Here is an 18,643-nt window from a genome sequence, read left to right as displayed (position 1 = left end):
ACGCCGATACCCCGGCACGCCCAGGCCCATCCACCCAAAAGGCAAGGATTCTATGGCTGTTACCATCAATACCCTGCGTGAGTTCAAGCAGAAGGGCGAAGCCTTCGCTGCCCTTACCTCCTACGACGCCACCTTTTCTCAGGTGGTCAGCGAAGCGGGCGTTCACGTCATCCTGATTGGCGATTCCCTGGGTATGGTACTCCAGGGACACGACAGCACTCTGCCAGTCACCATGGATCAAATGGTGTATCACGTCAGCTGCGTGGCCAAAGGCAACCGCGGATCCCTGATCATGGCAGACATGCCCTTTATGAGTTACGGCACCGTTGAATCTGCCCTGGAAAATGCCGCCGAACTGATGCGGGCAGGCGCCCACATGGTAAAACTTGAGGGCACGGACTGGATGAAAGAGACCATTACCGCCCTGACCGAACGGGCCGTGCCCGTGTGCGCGCATCTTGGCCTGACGCCGCAGTTCGTCAATAAATTTGGCGGCTACAAGGTGCAGGGCCGCGATGAAAAGGCCGCCGAAATGATGATCGAGCATGCCTGCGAACTGGAGGCCGCCGGCGCCGATGTCATCCTTCTGGAGTGCGTCCCCGCGCCTTTGGCGGCGCGAATTTCCCAGGCCGTGAAAGCACCGGTCATTGGCATAGGCGCAGGTCCGGACACTGACGGCCAGATTCTTGTCCTGCATGACATGCTTGGCATTACAACCGGGCGTAAGCCGCGGTTCGTGAAGAACTTCCTGGCAGAGACAGATTCAATACAAGAAGCCCTGCAGACCTACGTGAAAGCCGTGGGCGAGCGCACATTCCCCGCTGAGGAGCATACGTTCAAGGCATGAGAACCGTACATTCCCTGAAAGAACTGAGAACCATCCTCCGCGGCTATCGCCAGCAGGGAAAAACCATCGGCCTGGTTCCCACCATGGGCAACCTGCACGAAGGTCATATTTCACTGGTTCGCAAGGCGGCTGAAATGGCGGATGTGGTGGTAACCAGCATCTTCGTGAATCCGATGCAGTTCGGAGCCGGCGAAGACCTGGATACCTACCCGAGAACGCTAGCCGAAGACCAGGAAAAGCTCGCTTCCGCCGGAAACACCCTGGTATTCGCGCCCGCCGCCGAAGAAATCTACCCGGAAGGCCTGGCGAAGCAGACCCAGGTTATTGTGCCTGATGTCAGCGATGGCCACTGCGGTGCCAGCCGGCCAGGTCACTTTGAGGGCGTAGCCACGGTGGTTACCATGTTGTTTAACATGGTTCAGCCAGACTTTGCCGTATTTGGCGAGAAGGATTTCCAGCAACTCGCCGTGATCCGGAAAATGGTCAGGGACCTGATGATTCCGGTGGACGTGGTGGGCGCCCCCACGGTGAGAGAGGACGATGGGCTGGCGAAAAGCTCACGTAATGGTTACCTGACACCTCAGGAGCGGCAGATTGCGCCGGCGGTCCACCTGGCCCTGCAGGCCACAGCGACCAAGATCAACGATGGTCGTACAGATTTCCAGGCACTGGAAAGCGAAGCTGAGCAGAGTCTCGGGGATGCTGGTCTCAGGCCGGACTACTTCAACATCGTCAACAGCCAGACCCTCAAGCCGGCCACACCGGAGGACAGGGAGATTACTATTCTGGCAGCAGCCTTCCTGGGCAAAACCCGCTTGATCGACAACCTGTCCCTTACCCGATAAGCCAACAGAAAAGGAACCTCTGATGCCCGCACATCCTGCAGTACTGACCTCGAAACCCGAATGGCAGACACTGAAGGAGCACATGGAACGCCTGGAAGGCGTTTTGATGAAGGATCTGTTCGATAAAGATCCGGGGCGGGCAAAGCGCTATTTTATCGAGGGAGCAGGTCTGTCACTGGATTTTTCCAAGAACCGGCTTACGGATGAGGTGCTGGAGGCACTGTTGGCTCTGGCCAGCAGCTGCGACCTGGAAGCCAGGCGGGAGGCCCTGTTGCAGGGGGAGCGGGTCAACATTACCGAAGATCGCCCTGCCCTGCATACCGCCCTGCGCCATCCCGGCAACGAGGCCATCATGATAGACGGCGAGGACGTGGTCGCCGTGGTACAGAGCACTCTCGATCGCATGGAAACACTGGTAAACGACGTTCTGCACCAACGTCGTACCGGATACACCGGCAAGCCTTTCACCGATGTAGTGAGCATCGGTATCGGCGGCTCCTATCTGGGCCCAAAGCTGGTCAGCGAAGCCCTTCAGCCCTACGCCCAGTCTGGTATCCGCTGCCATTACGTGGCCAACATCGACGGCACAGAGATTTGTGAGACGCTTCGCCAGGTAAACCCGGAAACCACCCTTTTCCTGATCCAGTCGAAGTCCTTCCGTACGCAGGAAACGCTGGAGAACAGCAAGGTGGCGCGACAGTGGTTTCTGGACCGCTGCGGTGATGAACAGGCTGTCTCGCGGCATTTCATGGCAGTGACCGCCAACGTACCCGCGGCACAGGACTTCGGCGTTGATTCGGACAACGTTTTCCCGATGTGGGATTGGGTAGGCGGACGTTACTCGCTCTGGTCTGCCATCGGACTTCCCATTGCCTTCCGTGTTGGCATGGCCAACTTCCGGGCTCTGCTGGCCGGCGCCCATGCCATGGATCAGCACTTTCGTGAAGCGCCACTGGCGGAAAATCTGCCTGTCGTCATGGCCATGCTTGGCGTCTGGTACAACAACTTCTGGGGTGCCGAGACCCACGCAATCCTGCCCTACGATCACTACCTTCGCAGCCTGCCGGACCACCTCCAGCAGCTGGACATGGAAAGCAATGGCAAGAGCGTGACCCAGGCCGGCGATACCCTGGGCTGGCAATCCGGACCGGTCATCTGGGGTGGGGTCGGCGCCAATGGCCAGCACGCCTATCACCAATTGATCCACCAGGGCACCCGACTGATTCCGGCGGATTTCATCATCCCCCTGAAATCCCACAATCCGGTGGCTACCCATCACGCAGACCTGTTTGCCAACTGCCTGAGCCAGTCCCGGGCCATGATGGCCGGCAAATCACTGGAAGAAGCCAGGTCTGAGCTGAAAGCAGAAGGGCGGGACGAAAGCGAGATTGAGCAGCTTGCGCCCCACAAGGTCATCCCCGGCAATAAGCCGAGCAATACCCTGACCATGGAAAAGGTTACCCCGGAGACCGTGGGAGCCCTGATCGCGCTCTACGAACACCGCACCTTTGTTCAGGGGGTAATCTGGGATGTAGATTCATTCGACCAGTGGGGCGTGGAACTAGGCAAACAACTGGGCAAGGGTATTTTGCCGCGACTGCTTGGGGATGAAGGAGGCAACCAGGCCAGCGACAGCTCGACCGATCACCTTATTGAGCGGTTCCGCTCAGCCGGCAGCGCTTGAGATCTGCCGCCCTTGCCAGTTGAAATCCACCGGCCAGAGCCGCTGGCCGGTGCTGTATTCCCGCCACAACTGGCCGTAGGATTTACCGCACACCGGATGCACCTCCTCCGGCGCGATGTCGGCGAGCGGCCGCAGCACGAAAGCGTTTTTCAGGATTTCCCCTCTGGGCAGCTCGACGCCGTCTATCCGACCGACCGCGTTACCATAGGTGAGAATATCCAGATCAAGGGTCCGCGCGCTGAATTTCGGGACATCCCGACGCCGGCCGTTGTCGGCTTCCAACTGTTTGAAACGCTGTGACAGCTCGGCAACCGACAAGGACGTATCTACACCCACCACAAGGTTCAAGAACGGTGACCCGTCAAATCCGACAGCCTCGCTGTCATAGACCGGGGAGATAATCAGCTTGCCAAACCACCCAGAAAGGGCATCAAGTGCCGCAGTGACGTAGCGCTCCCTGTCCACATTGCTGCCAATGCTGATGTATACCCGGGCGGCCGCTGCCATTAACGTGCTCCTGTCTCAGTTTTCTCTCCCCGTTCGATCCGCACGCCCACCGCCTTTGCTGCGGGAACGGCGCCAGGCTTGCGAATAGCCAGTCGCAGCCAGCTTATTCCGAATTCATCCTGAAGGGTTTTGGCCAGAACTTCCGCCCCATATTCAAGCAGTTTCGGCCTGAGCGCCTGCAGGCAGGACTCGACCCGGGTACTCACAGCCGCGTAATCCAGGGCGTCAGCAACATCGTCGGTCTTGCCCGGTACCCGGTTATCCCAGGCCATTTCCAGATCAATCACCAGGCTCTGGGTGACTTCCCGCTCCCAGTCGTAAACTCCGACCACAGTCTCCACAACCAGGCCTTCGATCAATACGGTGTCTGCCAAGGGTGCTCCCGGGTTCTTCCACTCTTTGGTGATTGAATAACGCACAGCCAGGGGATACTGTGATCAAGCCCACCTGCGTTTTCAGGGCGGGCATTTTCGCACATATTGGCCATAGTCGTCTTTGCTTCCGAGCCCACAGCATGCTTCTCAGTGACCCGGTGTTAACGGTTTTACTCTGCGCCGCCGCGTATGTGGCAGGCTCGGTGCTGTTTGCGCTGCCGGTATGCCAACTCTGGAAACTGCCAGACCCGCGGGCCCAGGGCTCCGGCAACCCCGGTGCCACCAACGTCTACCGCACGGGCGGTTGGGCGCCAGCACTGCTGACTCTGGCGCTGGATGCGGCCAAGGGCTGGCTACCTGTATGGCTGGCTCATGCCGCCGGGCTTTCGGTAATGGTTCAGGCCGTCGTTGCCCTTTGCGCCGTCACCGGCCACATGATCCCGGTTTTCTATCGATTCAAGGGTGGAAAAGGGGTTGCAACCGCACTCGGGGCCGGCCTTGCCCTGGCTCCGGTTACAACGTTGATGATGGCCGCTATCTGGATGCTGGTGATCTGGCGCTGGCGCATCTCAGCTCTCGCCTCCCTGGTGGCGATTATCAGTGGCCCGTTGATCAGCGCCTTCCTTGAACCGGAAACCTTGCCCCTGTTCGGTCTGCTCGCCCTGCTGATTGTGGTTCGCCATCGGAACAATCTGATCCGGCTGGCCCAGGGACGCGAAGCCGGGCTGTAGCGATCAGTCCACCAGACCGGTGGATCGCGGTTCGTTGATCGGTGGCAGCGTATTCATTGGCCATCGGGGCACCGCCACAATCCGCTCACCATCCTGCTGGCCAGCCCTCATGCGCTGGGCGCCAGCGTAGGCGATCATTGCACCGTTATCCGTGCAGAATTCCGGCCGGGCATAGAACACGTGGGCCTTTAGCTTGGCGGTCATTTTCTCCAGGCCCGCCCGAAGGCGTTTGTTGGCACTGACACCCCCGGCAATGACCAGACGCTTGCAACCTGTCTGCTCCAGGGCCCGACGGCACTTAATAGTCAGTGTATCAACCACAGCAGCTTCAAACGCCAGGGCGATATCCGCCCGGGTCTGCTCATCCAGCCCGCCTGCCCCCCGTGCAGCATTGACGGTGTTGAGGGTGAAGGTTTTCAGCCCGCTGAAGCTGAAATCCAACCCGGGCCGGTCGGTCATTGGCCTGGGGAACCGGAAACGGCCTTCGGTTCCCTTTACCGCGAGCGCCGCCACCCGGGGACCACCCGGATAATCCAGGCCAAGCATCTTGGCGGTCTTGTCAAAGGCTTCACCGGCAGCATCGTCCACCGATTCGCCCAGCATCTCGTACTCACCAATGCCATCAACCCTGACCAGTTGGGTGTGACCACCCGAGACCAGCAATGCGACGAACGGAAATCCGGGCGGGTTGTCTTCCAACATGGGCGCCAGCAGGTGCCCTTCCATGTGGTGCACGCCCAGAACAGGAACACCCAGGGCAAAACCCAGGGCATGGGCCACCGAGCCGCCCACCATCAGGGCGCCCACCAATCCAGGACCCGCAGTATAGGCAATACCCTCAATATCTGACCGACGTTTGCCCGCATCTGAAAGTACCTGGTCGCACAGGGGCAGCAGCTTTCGAACGTGATCCCGGGACGCCAGCTCAGGCACGACCCCCCCGTAATCGGCGTGCATGTCGATCTGACTGAACAGAGCATGTCCCAGCAATCCCGCTTCGGTGTCATACAGCGCCACGCCGGTCTCATCACAGGACGTCTCGATACCTAGAATCAGCATAATGTCGGGCCATATTGGTTGGCAGAAATGAAAACGACGCGCATTTTAGCAGAAACCCGAAACCCACTGGCAGATTCATCGAACAAACATTGACCTTGCTATAACGCAGGCGCTATCATTGCCGCCCTAAAATATGCACTGGTCGAGTTTTAGCCAATCTGACCAGGGATCGAGAACCGATCTGGCCATGCCAGACGGACAAAATTGAAACCGAATCTATCAGGTAGGTGATTTCCGAATGCCAGCTGTTAAAGTGAAAGAGAATGAACCGTTTGACGTAGCACTGCGTCGCTTCAAGCGTTCCTGCGAAAAAGCGGGTGTACTTTCTGAAGTACGTCGTCGCGAGCATTACGAGAAGCCGACCGCTGTTCGTAAGCGCAAAGCAGCCGCTGCCGTTAAGCGTCATCTCAAGAAGCTTCAGCGGGAACAGCGCAAGTTCGAGCGTCTGTACTGAGTTTTACCTGACGCCGCTTGACTGCAAAGCACTGATTGCCTGTCCAGCCGCAGGCTGCACAGAGCGACTCAAAAATGCCGCCGAGGCCTGGCTTCGGCGGCATTTTTGGCTATTGGCCAACTCCGATGACGGCCTGATGTGGAGCCCCCATGAGCGGACTGATCCCTCAACAGTTTGTTGAAAACCTGCTGGATCGTATCGATCTGGCGGAGCTGATCGGTTCCCGCATTACGCTCAAGAAAGCCGGGGCCAACTACAAGGCCTGCTGCCCGTTCCACGACGAGAAAACGCCCTCGTTCAACGTCCGGCCAGACAAAGGCTTTTACCATTGTTTCGGATGCGGCGTCCACGGCGATGCCATCAGCTTCGTCAGGGAGTTTGAAGGACTGGGATTTACCGAAGCGGTTGAGGAGCTGGCCAAACGTGTGGGGCTTGAAGTCCCCTATGACCGGGCGGCAAAGCAGGAAATGCAGCAGGCGCGGACTTTAACCGACGCGCTGGACTTTGCCACCCGTTTCTATCAATCGGCACTCAAGGGTCAGCAAGGCGCCTACGCCCGGGACTATCTGAAACAACGGGGACTGGATAACGCCATCATTGAGCAGTATCAGGTGGGATATGCCCCCTCAACCGGTACCGCCCTGTTTGATGCCGCCAGCAAGGACCTGCAAGGCCCGCTGATTGAAACAGGGACGGTGTCTGACAAATACGGCAGGCCAAGGGATCTGTTCCGCAACCGGGTCATGTTCCCGATCCGTAACACCCGCGGCAGAACCGTTGCCTTTGGTGGGCGCACGCTTGGTGACGACAAGGCGAAATACATCAACTCTCCGGAGTCAGATGTATTCCACAAGAGTCGCGAGATTTACGGGCTTTTCGAAGCCAAGCAGGCCATCCGGCAGTTAGACAAGCTGCTGGTGGTTGAGGGTTACATGGACGTGATAGCCCTCGCCCAACACGGCATTCACTATGCAGTTGCGACACTGGGCACCGCGACGAATCAGGACAGCCTGCAGGCACTGTTAAAGCAGGTCAGGCACATAGTGTTCTGCTTCGACGGCGACCAGGCCGGCTTCCGGGCCGCCGACAAGGCCATGGAAAACGCACTGGAACTGATGGCCGACGGCCTGCACCTGCAGTTTCTGATGCTGCCTCAGGGAGAGGATCCGGACACCCTGGTGCGCAAGGAGGGAACGCAGGCCTTCCAGAAGCGTATTGAAGGTGCAACACCTCTGTCCCGGTACCTGTTTGACCGGCAGAGCGAAGGGCTGGACCTGCAGTTGCCGGAGCACCGGGGCGAACTGCGAGCCAGGGTTGAACCCCTGCTGAACAAAATGCCCAGAAGCACCCTCCGGGATGCCATGTGGCACGAAATGCTGCGCCTTTGCGGTGGCCGGAACCAGTGGCAGAACCGCCAGCAGGGACAGAAAGTCCGGTGGAACGGCGAGCGACGGGACCGGGTTTCCGAAGATCGGATTGATGTAAAGCTCAGCAAGGACAGCATTCTGTGCCTTGCCCTGCTGGAAGCACCGGACCTGGCCACCGAGGTGACCGAACTGGCCCGCAGTTCCCGGCAATTCAATCAGGCCCGGAATTTTGCCGAGTGGATTCTGGCAAGCGACATTCGGGACCGGAAAACGCTGGTGCGCGGGATGGCGCTGGATTCAGCCGCTCGCGAGCGGTTTTACCACCTGTTTGACGGGATCGAGCACATACCGGCAAGGGAAAGCACCTTGGCAGCCGCCCGAGAGCTGCTGAGCCCGAATGAAGAGGCTGCCCGCCAGCAAAGGCTTGCCGCACTATTGAGAAACCTGTCCAACCTCACGAGCGAGGAACGACAGGAGCTGAGAGCCCTGAGTGGTGGCACCGGGGACTAGCAGCACTTGAAACTTGACGCACTGATCACCATCTAACCATTCGGTGGCAGAGCGACCGAGCGACAGCTATAATGGCTGTTTAACTTTTTTTCCGTCTAAAAGCGAGTTCACAGGGTGTCTATGTCAGGCAATTCGCAAAAATCACGTTTGAAAGACCTCATTGCACGAGGCAAGGAACAAGGTTACCTGACTTACGCCGAGGTAAACGACCACCTCCCGGAAGACATCGCCGACCCGGATCAGGTCGAAGACATTATCCGCATGATCAATGACATGGGTATCCAGGTGTGCGAAGAAACACCCGACGCCGATACCCTGCTCATGACCGAGGGTGATTCCACCGCTGACGAAGCCGCCGCCGCTGAAGCCGCCGCCGCTCTGGCCGCTGTTGAAACCGATGCCGGCCGCACTACGGATCCAGTTCGCATGTACATGCGCGAAATGGGCACCGTCGAGCTGCTTACTCGCGAGGGCGAAATCGTCATTGCCAAGCGCATCGAGGAAGGCATTCGCGATGTGATGGCCGCCGTTGCCCACTTCCCAGGCACCGCTGGCACCGTTATCCAGGCCTACGACCGCATTCTTGAAAACGAAGGCCGTATCAGCGACATCGTAACCGGCTTCCTGGATCCGGACGATGCCGAGCCGTTCATGGGTGAGGACACCACCCCCGAAAGCTCTGATGATTCCGACTCTGATTCAGACGATGACGACGACTCCTCGGAAGAAGAAACCGATAACGGCCCGGATCCGGAAGAGACCCGGCTTCGTTTCGAACTGCTCAACGAAAAGCTGGATGCAGCCAACAAGGCTTTGGCCAAGCACGGTCGTTCCGACAAAAAAACCCAGGAAGCCCTGAACGAGCTGGGCCAGGTATTCGCTCCGTTCAAGCTCGCCAACAAGGCATTTGACGAACTGGTCAACGTGGTTCGTTCCACCAATGATCTGGTTCGCGAGAACGAGCGCGCGATCATGCAGATCTGTGTTCGCGAGTGCAAAATGCCCCGCAAGGACTTCATCAAGTCATTCCCGGGCAATGAAACCAACCTGGATTGGGCCGACAAGATCGCCAAGAGCAAGAAGCCTTACGCAGCGCCGATGGCCGAGCGTATTGACGAGATTGTTCGCCTGCAGAAGCGCATCCAGAACGTGCAGACTGAAGTGGATCTGGACGTTGCCGATATCAAGGAAATCAACCGTCGCGTCTCCATCGGTGAAGCCAAGGCTCGCCGTGCCAAGAAAGAAATGGTTGAAGCCAACCTGCGTCTGGTTATTTCTATCGCCAAGAAGTACACCAACCGTGGCCTGCAGTTCCTGGATCTGATCCAGGAGGGCAACATCGGCCTGATGAAGGCTGTCGACAAGTTCGAGTACCGTCGGGGTTACAAGTTCTCGACCTACGCGACCTGGTGGATCCGTCAGGCTATCACCCGCTCCATCGCGGACCAGGCCCGCACCATCCGTATTCCGGTGCACATGATCGAGACCATCAACAAGCTCAACCGCATCTCCCGACAGATGCTGCAGGAGATGGGCCGCGAGCCCACGCCGGAAGAGCTGGGCGAGCGCATGGAAATGCCCGAGGACAAGATCCGCAAGGTACTGAAGATTGCCAAAGAGCCGATCTCCATGGAAACCCCGATCGGCGACGACGAAGACAGCCATCTGGGCGACTTCATCGAAGATATCCAGGCCCTCTCCCCGGTGGATTCTGCTACCGCCGAAGGCCTGCGCGAAGCCACCCGCTCGGTGCTGGCCGGCCTTACCGCCCGCGAGTCCAAGGTACTGCGGATGCGTTTTGGTATCGAGATGAACACCGACCACACCCTGGAAGAAGTCGGCAAACAGTTCGACGTAACCCGGGAGCGGATCCGCCAGATCGAAGCCAAGGCTCTGCGCAAACTGCGTCACCCGTCACGCTCCGACCACCTGCGCGGCTTTATCGACGACCAAGGCAACGGATAAGCATCACAACAGTAGCGGGCGCCACACCTCACCGGTATAATGGCGCCCGCTTTGTTTCCCCCAGGAAACACCTTTCAAAACAGCATTCGCTGAACGGGCCTATAGCTCAGTTGGTTAGAGCAGGGGACTCATAATCCCTTGGTCGCTGGTTCGAGTCCAGCTGGGCCCACCATTATCTGTGGATTATAGAAAAACAACCACTGAGCAGCTAAAGCAAGCCGTTCTGAACCGTCAAATTAATTTACACATCCCACCCAAGCATCCCACTCCGATAATCCAACCAACTGAATATACGGAGATTGCCTATCTTGGCCTAGAACCTGCTTTATCTGAAAAGCATAACGCACGGAAGGCATCGGGAGTATGAAGTTATGAGGTTCAACACATCGAAAATTGCAGCGGGAAGCATATTAGCTGGCCTGATGTTAAGCGCCAGTGCACATGGCGCCATGATTTCCTGCAACAACGACCCTACGATCAATTACATGCAGATATCCGATCAACAAGTATCGGCATGCCTTGCGTCAGGGGTAGGCAATATCAACGGCAATCCCAACAATCTCAATAACAGTCTTTTTATTTCTGGCGTTGGAAGCGATTATGAGCTTGCAAGCAAGTCCGACGGTAATAACCCTTACAATATAAGTTCCACTAGCGATCCTAACACTTGGAGTTTCGATTCCAGCTTCTGGAACGATTACTCGGAAGGAGCACTCGGCTTTAAGTTTGGAACAGGCAACCAGCGAGACGAATGGTTTGTATTCTCTCTCCAATCTCTCGTTAGCTCTGGAGAGTGGGCCTTTATCGTGGGATCTGATGTGAGGCCTACGGGTGGCGGCTTGTCGCACGTTAACCTCTACGGAAAAAAAGGCGACATCACCGTGCCCGAACCGGGCACAGTTGCATTGTTCGGTCTTGGCCTCGTTGGCCTGACGATAGCACGCCGAAGGAGCAAAACCTCCTAAAGGCTTGTCAAGTTTTTTTACGGGTTACGCTGGGCTCCTCTATGAGGAGCCTTTCTTAAGTATCCACCAAACAGCAGTTTCAGAAACATCACCATTTCTACCCAGCAATCAAATTTTAAGTTCACGCGACCGATCGCTCTAGCACGCATGGTTTTGCAGACATCGAATTCTGTCAAAAAAGCCAACGTCCCCAAAAGACAAGCCGAATACACTACCTCCTGAACAAAAATACCAGCCGTGCAAGGACACCTCACGGCACGAGTATAAAAACAACGAAGTAATGGAGTGTATCAATGGCTTTTTCCTTCCGTTCCCGGTCAAGGGCACTTTCCCTTGCGATCGCCACCGCCTCTGTCGGTTTCTCTTTTTCCGTTCAAGCCAGCATGGGCAACCTGGGCACCACCTATGGTGTCATGCCGGTTGATGTTGCAACGGCTCAGTCCCTGTCGATGTTTAACGATCAGGTATCCGCCACCTATTACAACCCCGCTTACTTGACCAAGGATGAGCGTGGTGAGCTGACAGCCGGCATTCTGCACGCTGAGCAGGAACTTCGTTCTGCCAACCCGAATGCAAATGGGGATATTCTGGCCAACTCGCCAAGCCAGCACGTGCTTATTGGTATGAAAACCAACCTGGGTTCTCTGACTCGCTTCAAGCATCCAATCTATCTGGGCTTTATTGCCGGCGTCGAGAAATACGGCAAGGAAATGCTGGCGTTCGATTCGCAAACCACGGAGAACGGCCAGTTCCTGCAGTATGGTAAAGAGCCCCTGTTCCTGAATTTCGGGGGCGCTACGCCGATCTGGCGTGGCATCTCCGCCGGTGCCTCGGTGCGCGTTACCCTGGATGCCCAGGCAAACCTTGACGCGGTCTCGACCCTCGGTGGCGAAACCAGCCGCGAGCGACTGGCAGTCAACGCTGAACCCTCACTGAAAACGATCCTGGGCACCAACATCGACCTGGGAAGCACGTTTTGCCCAGACAGCGACTGTTTCCTGGACGGCTGGGAAACCGCATTCACCTATCGCACCAAGTCAGCTGCTTCTACATCGGTGGACTCCAACATTATTGTTACCCAGACCATACCGGATCCGGGCCTGAGTCTGGCGGTCTCTACCATTGACTCCTTCCAACCGGAAACCTTTGGTGTTGGTGCCCAGTACAGGGGCGAAAACTGGCGGATCGGGGGCAGCGTGGAGCAGCAAAACTGGTCAGAGCTGGAGAACGAGTTTTCTTCCGACACAATCAAGGATCAGCAGTCGGTGCCAGCGGGTAGCCGGATTCAGTTCGACGACGTGCTGATTCCCCGAATCGGCGCCGAGTACGCGCTCAACAAGAACTTCTCCGTACGTGGCGGCGTGGCCTACGAGGAATCCCCCCTCAAGTCCACTCGCAATCCGGAGATCAATTATCTCGATACCGACAAGATCGTCGTCGGCCTGGGCCTGAGCGCCACGTACGACCGCACCCGTCTGCTGGCCTACCCCGTCCGCCTGGACATTGGTTATCAGTACCAGCAGCTTCAGGAACGGGATTTCACGCTGGTGGATTTTGACGGCAACGAAACACCGGTTACGGCAGACGGCGACGTTCACGTTGTCAGCGGCTCCATTACCCTGAAGTTTTAAGGAGGGCACGCCATGAAGTACAACAAGACACTGGCACTGGCTCCCGCCCTGTTGCTAGCCGCCTGTGGCGGCGACGAACAGACCATGAACGAGACAGTCTCTCCCGGCTCTGTGATCTATTCCTATCCGACCGACGGGCAGGCGGGGGTCAGCCCGAAGGCAGACATCGTTCTTCGCTTCAGCCATGCGCTGACCGACGAGGATGCGGGCCTAGAAGAAAAGATCCTGGTGGAATCCCAGGGCCAATCCGTGCCCTTCTCGATCAGCCGGGTGGACGGGGGTAAGAGCCTGAAGCTGTCCCCTAACTCAGAGCTCGAGCAGCTCGGCGCGTACACGGTGACCTTTAGCGAGCCCCTGATGGCCGAAGGTGGTCGACAGATCGTCACGCCCAACGCGGTGGGTGACGCCGGCATTCAGTTCGAGACCCGGGGCGGCTTTTCCGGGCCGGCGAGCACAACCAACTCAGCCGAGGATTTTGGTATTGCCTGGCAGGTGCCGGCAAATGATGGTCCGTTCAAGGCCATGAACTTCTCTACCTTCCGGTTGGCCATGACCCATCCCGTCCACCCAGAGTGGGAGGCCCTGGGCGGGTCGATCCAGCTTCGCGATGGCAACGGCGATGAAATCCCGGCGATGGTTCGGGTAAAAGGCAACCGGATAACCGTGGATCCCTGCGTGGTCGAGGATCCCAGGGAATGTGGCAGCAAGGACGATGTTCTGGATACCAGCCAGACCTACACGCTGCAACTCGAAAACCTGGCCAGCCTCAACTCCCCGCAGACCGATCGGTTCAGTCACGAGTTTACATTCACGCCCAGAGAAACCGGACCCACCGTGGTGCTGCAGCAATCCGCTGTTGACTCCGGCCTGGCGTCAGGCGCAGCGGAAGAGGACGCAACCCGGTCAGTTCTGAACGGACAGGTCATCAACGGCGTAACTCTCAATTCCGTACTGCAGGGTGAAGCCGGCCCGTCCCAACAGACCGGCGACCTGTTTGCGGAGCTGGCCTTTGCACCAGCGTTCGAAGCCGATGAAGCACTGCCGTTGCGCATTGCCCGCGGCAGCGTGCTGAACAGCACCAGTCTTGATGTTCTCGTGGGTGGGGAAGTGCCGGTTCTGGATGCCGCCACCGGCCAACTCCAGACGACCGGCAACATCAAGGTCACCATGCTCTCAGATGCCTCGGGCTATCTGAGCCCCAACCCCTATACCGACGACATCAACGCACCAAGGCACATTACCTTGTTTATGGATGTCTCCATGAACACCGAAAACGCACAACCCAATGCGGCGCTGTCTCAGGATTTGATGGGTGTGGAGCTGCGCGGCATTGCCCTGGTGCAGGATGGTGTACTGACCATCGACGCCATCGGCATGGTGGAGCCCAATCTTCTGGGGCAGGAGTACACTGACTCGACCATCGCGTTCCACCTGCAGGCCGCGACCGATGCCGACTCGGTACTTGATGCCGAAATGCTCCGTGAATTGGACAGCACGCCACCGAGCCTGGTCAGTTGGATGCCCGGCCCCGACAATGCCATTCCAGACACGCGCCAGTCCATGCAGCGGCCCGGGGATCCAGTCATTCTCTTCTTTGACGAGCCCCTGTCCAAGGACTCCATTGATTCCGGCATCTCGCTTTTCGCTGATGGTGTTCCCGTCGAGGCACTTGAGACCAAGCTGGACGGAACGGCGATCATCCTCAATCCCGACGGTGGCCTTCGCCATGGAGTCGACTATGAAGTCGTTGTTGATGGTTTGACCGATCTCGCCGGCAACCCGGCCACCACCGCTCCCTTGCAGTTTTCACTGGATGACATCGGGGACTCCTCCGTAACCAGACGCCCTGCCCTGGCCCTGACCACCTATCCGGGCTATCCATGCGAAACCGACCACAGCCTGCTGGACCTCTCCGCTGGCGTACTTGGGCAGTGCTATTCGGATGGCGGTGTCGGAGACATTCTACCAGTCAGTACCATGCCGTCAGATCGCCCCATCACCGTGGTCTTCTCAAAGTCCATGGATCTGGATTCGATTGTTCCCGGCGACACGTTTATGGTTGAAAAAGTGAGTCAGGAACCGAATGGCTCGGTGACAGTCCTGGAAAGCGATGTGCCTGGTCGGCTTGAGAAAAACCTTCAGCGGATCCGCTTCTACCCGGACCAGCCCTGGGAGCCTGGCGCACATTATCGCTACACCCTGAAATCATCCGAAGACGCCGGTACCTGTACAGCCGGAAACTACGGTTCGATTTGCGACACCGATGGATTAGCCCTGAAAACCGACCTGCTTGAAGGGCTGGATGACGGCGGCAGCAACAACGGTCCCGATGACATGGTGATCTATTTCACTGGAACAGAGCCGCTGGACAGCGTGTTCACGCCGCTTCGGAACCTGCCAGTCCGCGATACCAACGCCAATTTCCTTGTGGATTGCAACTCCAATACCAACCCGGACTGTCTCGAACCTTTCGAGCACGAAGGCAGCGACGCTGACGGTTGGGCCGCTTCAGCCAATTCAACCAAACTGAGGGTGCGCAATAACGAGGCCTCCGCTTCTCCGCCTGTTATTGTCGCCAGTACTGCCGATGCCCGGGTCGGCTGCGAAACCGGCGAGCGTTGCCCGAAAGACAAGTTCATCTATCAGACCTATGCCCTGAACACGGAGGTGGTTGGCCCTGGCGTGTATGAACCAACCGGCGATGAAGGGATTCTGGTGAACCTGTATCCCACGCAATTGGCGACCACTTCGATCAGCGTGTTCACAGAACTCAGGGTTTTTGGATTTATCCCACTTCAGGAGGAATCCATTACCAATACCCAGGTTCTCCGCATGCGCTACGCCAAGGACGATCCGGCGTGTTCGGGCCCGGCCTGCAGCCGTTCCAGCCTGATACCCGGGGTGATCACCGAAGGCGACAATGGCCAACCGGTATTCAAGACCCGGGCGGAACTTATGCTGGATGCACCGGACATGGAAATTCCTCTCGGGGGCCGTCACGATCTTTATGGCAGGGAATTTGTGCTTGAACTCGAAGGCAATATCACCTTTTTCGATGACGGCCGGATGCAGATTGAGCAACGCAACTCCAATCTGGTGGACATCAACGTTCGGGCGCGAGCCCTGGGCGTTCCCGGCGGTGAAATTGTGACGATTGATCTGCCTCTTCAGATTCCCGAACAGGGCGTCTACCTCAACTTCATCTCCAACCCGGTCAAAGAGATACCGGTGGACCACTAAAGAGCTCTGGAGTCCGCACAAAGGGTCAGCCTTCGGGTTGGCCCTTTTTGCAAAGGAGGATACCCCATGGCCATTCCCCCTCTCAGTCATTTGCTGCTAATCTGGTTGCACATTGAAACCGCGATAACACAATAACAACCCGCCAGGAGCACCTCCTCATGGAAAACGGCACCCACTATCGTACCTGTCACCTTTGCGAGGCCATGTGCGGTGTCGCAATCGAACTGAAGGACGGTCGGATCGCATCCATCAAGGGTGATGAAAATGATCCACTGAGCCGGGGACATATCTGCCCGAAGGCGGTTGCGTTGCAAGACCTGCACGAGGATCCCGACCGCTTGAAAAAGCCGGTCCGGAAGACCCAGAGCGGCTGGCAGGAAATGGAATGGGCCGAGGCCTTTGATCTGGTTGCCGAAAAACTCCACCAGACCCGTCAGGACCACGGTCGCAACAGCATCGGCGTCTATCTGGGCAACCCGAACGTCCACAACCACGGCTCTCTGGTTGCCACCATGCCGTTGCTGCGGGCAATCGGAACCCAGAACCGGTTCTCGGCAACCTCGAACGATCAACTACCTCACATGCTGGCCAGCCTGGAGATGTTCGGGCATCAGGTTCTGTTCCCCATTCCCGATATCGATCACACGGATCTGTTTATCTGCATTGGCGCCAATCCCATGGCATCCAATGGTAGCCTGATGACCGTTCCGGACTTTCGAGGACGGCTCAAGGCCCTGAAACAGCGCGGTGGCAGGATGATCGTGGTTGACCCGCGCCGCACCGAGACCGCGAAACTGGCAGACGAGTTCCATTTCATCCGGCCCGGAAGCGATGCCCTGATGCTGATGGCTATGGTGCACACATTGTTTGAAGAAGGGTTGGTGGATCCTGGACCGGCCGAGCGCTTGGTGAAGGACGTAGACCTTCTGCGCCTGGCCGCCCTCAGCTTCACCCCCGAGGCCGTCAGCGAGCCCACCGGCATCTCCGCAGAGGACATCCGGGCGCTGGCCAGGCAACTGGCCAATACCCGGAAGGCGGCCCTGTATACCCGGATGGGCACCAGCACCCAGACGTTTGGCGGTGTGGCTACCTGGCTGGCCTACTGCCTTAATATCCTGACCGGAAAACTGGATCTGCCGGGCGGAGTTCTGTTTTCGCAACCGGCGATCGATCTTGTGGAACTCGGCGCCATGGCCGGTCAAAAAGGCCACTTCGGCAAACGCCACAGCCGCGTCAAGGGGTTGCCTGAGTTTGCCGGCGAGTACCCGGCCAGCACCATGGCCGATGAGATGCTGACACCTGGTGAAGGGCAGATCCGGGCCTTTGTCACCGTTGCCGGCAACCCGGTGCTCTCCAGCCCTAACGGGCGACGCCTGGAAGAGGCTCTTGCCGGCCTCGACTTCATGGTCTCGGTGGACTATTACCTGAACGAAACTACCCGTCATGCCGATATCATTCTGCCGCCAACAGCGGCATTGGAACGCAGCCACTACGACCTGATTTTCAGCATGTTTGCGGTGCGCAATTTCGCCAAATACAGCGAAGCACTGTTCGATGCCGGCCCGGACACCCGCCATGACTGGCAGATCTTGCTGGAACTGGCCCATCGGCTGGAAAAGCTCCAGAAGGGCGGGAAGCTCCCCATGCGCACGGAGCTGGGCTGGCGCGCTTTCAAACAGATTGGCCCCGATCCCATTCTTGATCTGCTGTTGCGCTCAGGTCCCTATGGCGCTGATGCCGGACGCGCCCGGGGCTTTGTGCAGCCCGCAGTTGATCTCGCCATTGACATCCTGCCGAAGCGAAACCCGCTTCGTGGCCTGGCCAAACTCAGCCCCCTGAACCGCCACTGGGACGAACTACCCAAGGGGCTGTCCTTGAGCGCCCTGAAGGATAACCCGAATGGGGTCGATCTCGGGCCGCTGCGACCATCCCTGCCAGAGCGGCTGTTTACACGCGACGGCAAGATCAACCTTGCACCCAGGCGCTACCTTGACGATCTAGGGAGGCTGCGCGATACCCTGGCAGCTCCCGGAGGAGATTCCCTACAACTGATCGGCCGGCGCCATGTCCGAAGCAACAACTCGTGGATGCACAACAGTCAGCGGTTGGTAAAAGGCAAGGACCGTTGCACTTTGATGATCCACCCCAGGGATGCCAGTCGCCTGGGTTTGCAGGCGGCTGACTCCGCCGAGATTGCATCCGAATCCGGGCAGATTGTTTTACCGGTCGAGATTACCGAGGATCTCATGCCGGGCGTGGTGTCCATTCCCCATGGCTGGGGCCATGACCGGGACGGCACCGGCCAGTCGGTGGCTACAGCCCACGCTGGCGCCAGCATCAACGACGTGCTCAGCGACGGCGATATTGATCCGCTCTCCGGTACTTCCGTATTGAATGGGCAACCCGTCAGTGTCAAAGTCTGGCGCCCGGAGCGCCAACGCAAACGGGCTTGATTCAAAAAAGG

At 58.0% G+C, this 18,643-nt stretch carries 14 protein-coding genes and 1 tRNA gene; 12 read left to right on the top strand and 3 right to left on the bottom strand.

Going from position 1 to position 18,643, the window contains the following annotated elements:
* Positions 1 to 52: 52 nt before the first annotated feature.
* Genes panB through pgi form a run of 3 tightly spaced genes read left to right on the top strand, consistent with a single transcriptional unit; the run spans position 53 to position 3,376 of the window.
* The gene (panB, locus tag WA411_RS18205; protein WP_291910054.1) at positions 53 to 847 is read left to right on the top strand and encodes a 3-methyl-2-oxobutanoate hydroxymethyltransferase; all 795 of its coding nucleotides are present in this window, start codon (positions 53 to 55) and stop codon (positions 845 to 847) included.
* Positions 844 to 1,692: a pantoate--beta-alanine ligase gene (panC, locus tag WA411_RS18200; protein WP_291910056.1), complete on the top strand. Its 849-nt coding sequence runs from the start codon at positions 844 to 846 to the stop codon at positions 1,690 to 1,692. Before panB ends, panC begins: the two co-directional genes overlap by 4 nt.
* 22 nt (positions 1,693 to 1,714) lie before the next feature.
* Entirely contained in the window at positions 1,715 to 3,376 is a 1,662-nt protein-coding gene (gene pgi, locus WA411_RS18195) for a glucose-6-phosphate isomerase (RefSeq protein ID WP_291910058.1), read from the top strand.
* On the opposite strand, the gene folK is transcribed toward pgi, so the two are convergent.
* Together folK and WA411_RS18185 are read right to left on the bottom strand one after the other, a co-directional pair.
* The gene (gene folK / locus WA411_RS18190) at positions 3,359 to 3,883 is read right to left on the bottom strand and encodes a 2-amino-4-hydroxy-6-hydroxymethyldihydropteridine diphosphokinase (RefSeq protein WP_291910060.1); all 525 of its coding nucleotides are present in this window, start codon (positions 3,881 to 3,883) and stop codon (positions 3,359 to 3,361) included. The two genes, pgi and folK, sit on opposite strands and share 18 nt — an antisense overlap.
* A complete protein-coding gene (locus tag WA411_RS18185) occupies positions 3,883 to 4,257 on the bottom strand; it encodes a dihydroneopterin aldolase (RefSeq protein ID WP_291910062.1) in 375 nt (124 codons plus the stop codon). Before WA411_RS18185 ends, folK begins: the two co-directional genes overlap by 1 nt.
* A gap of 140 nt (positions 4,258 to 4,397) precedes the next feature.
* Here WA411_RS18185 and plsY point away from each other — a divergent pair, with 140 nt between their 5' ends.
* Positions 4,398 to 4,988, top strand: a complete 591-nt coding sequence (plsY, locus tag WA411_RS18180) for a glycerol-3-phosphate 1-O-acyltransferase PlsY (RefSeq protein WP_291910064.1) — start codon at positions 4,398 to 4,400, stop codon at positions 4,986 to 4,988.
* Between the two features lie 3 nt (positions 4,989 to 4,991).
* Here the strand turns inward: plsY and tsaD are convergent, their stop codons facing one another.
* A complete protein-coding gene (gene tsaD / locus WA411_RS18175) occupies positions 4,992 to 6,047 on the bottom strand; it encodes a tRNA (adenosine(37)-N6)-threonylcarbamoyltransferase complex transferase subunit TsaD (protein WP_291910066.1) in 1,056 nt (351 codons plus the stop codon).
* A 238-nt stretch (positions 6,048 to 6,285) separates the two neighbouring features.
* Here tsaD and rpsU point away from each other — a divergent pair, with 238 nt between their 5' ends.
* The 8 genes from rpsU to WA411_RS18135 all read left to right on the top strand — a co-directional run bounded on the left by rpsU (position 6,286) and on the right by WA411_RS18135 (position 18,632).
* Positions 6,286 to 6,501 (top strand): 30S ribosomal protein S21, encoded by a 216-nt coding sequence (rpsU, locus tag WA411_RS18170; protein WP_007153483.1) that lies wholly within the window; start codon positions 6,286 to 6,288, stop codon positions 6,499 to 6,501.
* Positions 6,502 to 6,650: 149 nt separating this feature from the next.
* Positions 6,651 to 8,378 (top strand): DNA primase, encoded by a 1,728-nt coding sequence (gene dnaG / locus WA411_RS18165; protein WP_291910067.1) that lies wholly within the window; start codon positions 6,651 to 6,653, stop codon positions 8,376 to 8,378.
* 120 nt (positions 8,379 to 8,498) lie between these two features.
* Positions 8,499 to 10,343, top strand: a complete 1,845-nt coding sequence (gene rpoD, locus WA411_RS18160) for an RNA polymerase sigma factor RpoD (protein WP_069184791.1) — start codon at positions 8,499 to 8,501, stop codon at positions 10,341 to 10,343.
* A 95-nt stretch (positions 10,344 to 10,438) separates the two neighbouring features.
* A tRNA-Ile gene (locus tag WA411_RS18155) sits at positions 10,439 to 10,515 on the top strand.
* 199 nt (positions 10,516 to 10,714) lie between these two features.
* Positions 10,715 to 11,308, top strand: coding sequence for a PEP-CTERM sorting domain-containing protein (locus WA411_RS18150; protein ID WP_291910070.1), 594 nt, complete (start codon positions 10,715 to 10,717; stop codon positions 11,306 to 11,308).
* A 293-nt stretch (positions 11,309 to 11,601) separates the two neighbouring features.
* Entirely contained in the window at positions 11,602 to 12,939 is a 1,338-nt protein-coding gene (aupA, locus tag WA411_RS18145) for an alkane uptake protein AupA (RefSeq protein WP_291910072.1), read from the top strand.
* A gap of 12 nt (positions 12,940 to 12,951) precedes the next feature.
* Positions 12,952 to 16,179, top strand: coding sequence for an Ig-like domain-containing protein (locus WA411_RS18140; protein ID WP_291910074.1), 3,228 nt, complete (start codon positions 12,952 to 12,954; stop codon positions 16,177 to 16,179).
* Positions 16,180 to 16,337: 158 nt separating this feature from the next.
* The gene (locus WA411_RS18135; protein WP_291910076.1) at positions 16,338 to 18,632 is read left to right on the top strand and encodes a molybdopterin oxidoreductase family protein; all 2,295 of its coding nucleotides are present in this window, start codon (positions 16,338 to 16,340) and stop codon (positions 18,630 to 18,632) included.
* Positions 18,633 to 18,643: the final 11 nt, after the last annotated feature.

Origin of the sequence: Marinobacter sp. CH_CUG1437-1, from assembly GCF_037029655.1 — a bacterium.
Taxonomy (GTDB): Bacteria; Pseudomonadota; Gammaproteobacteria; order Pseudomonadales; family Oleiphilaceae; genus Marinobacter; species Marinobacter salsuginis.
This window is presented reverse-complemented; position numbering and strand designations above follow the sequence as displayed.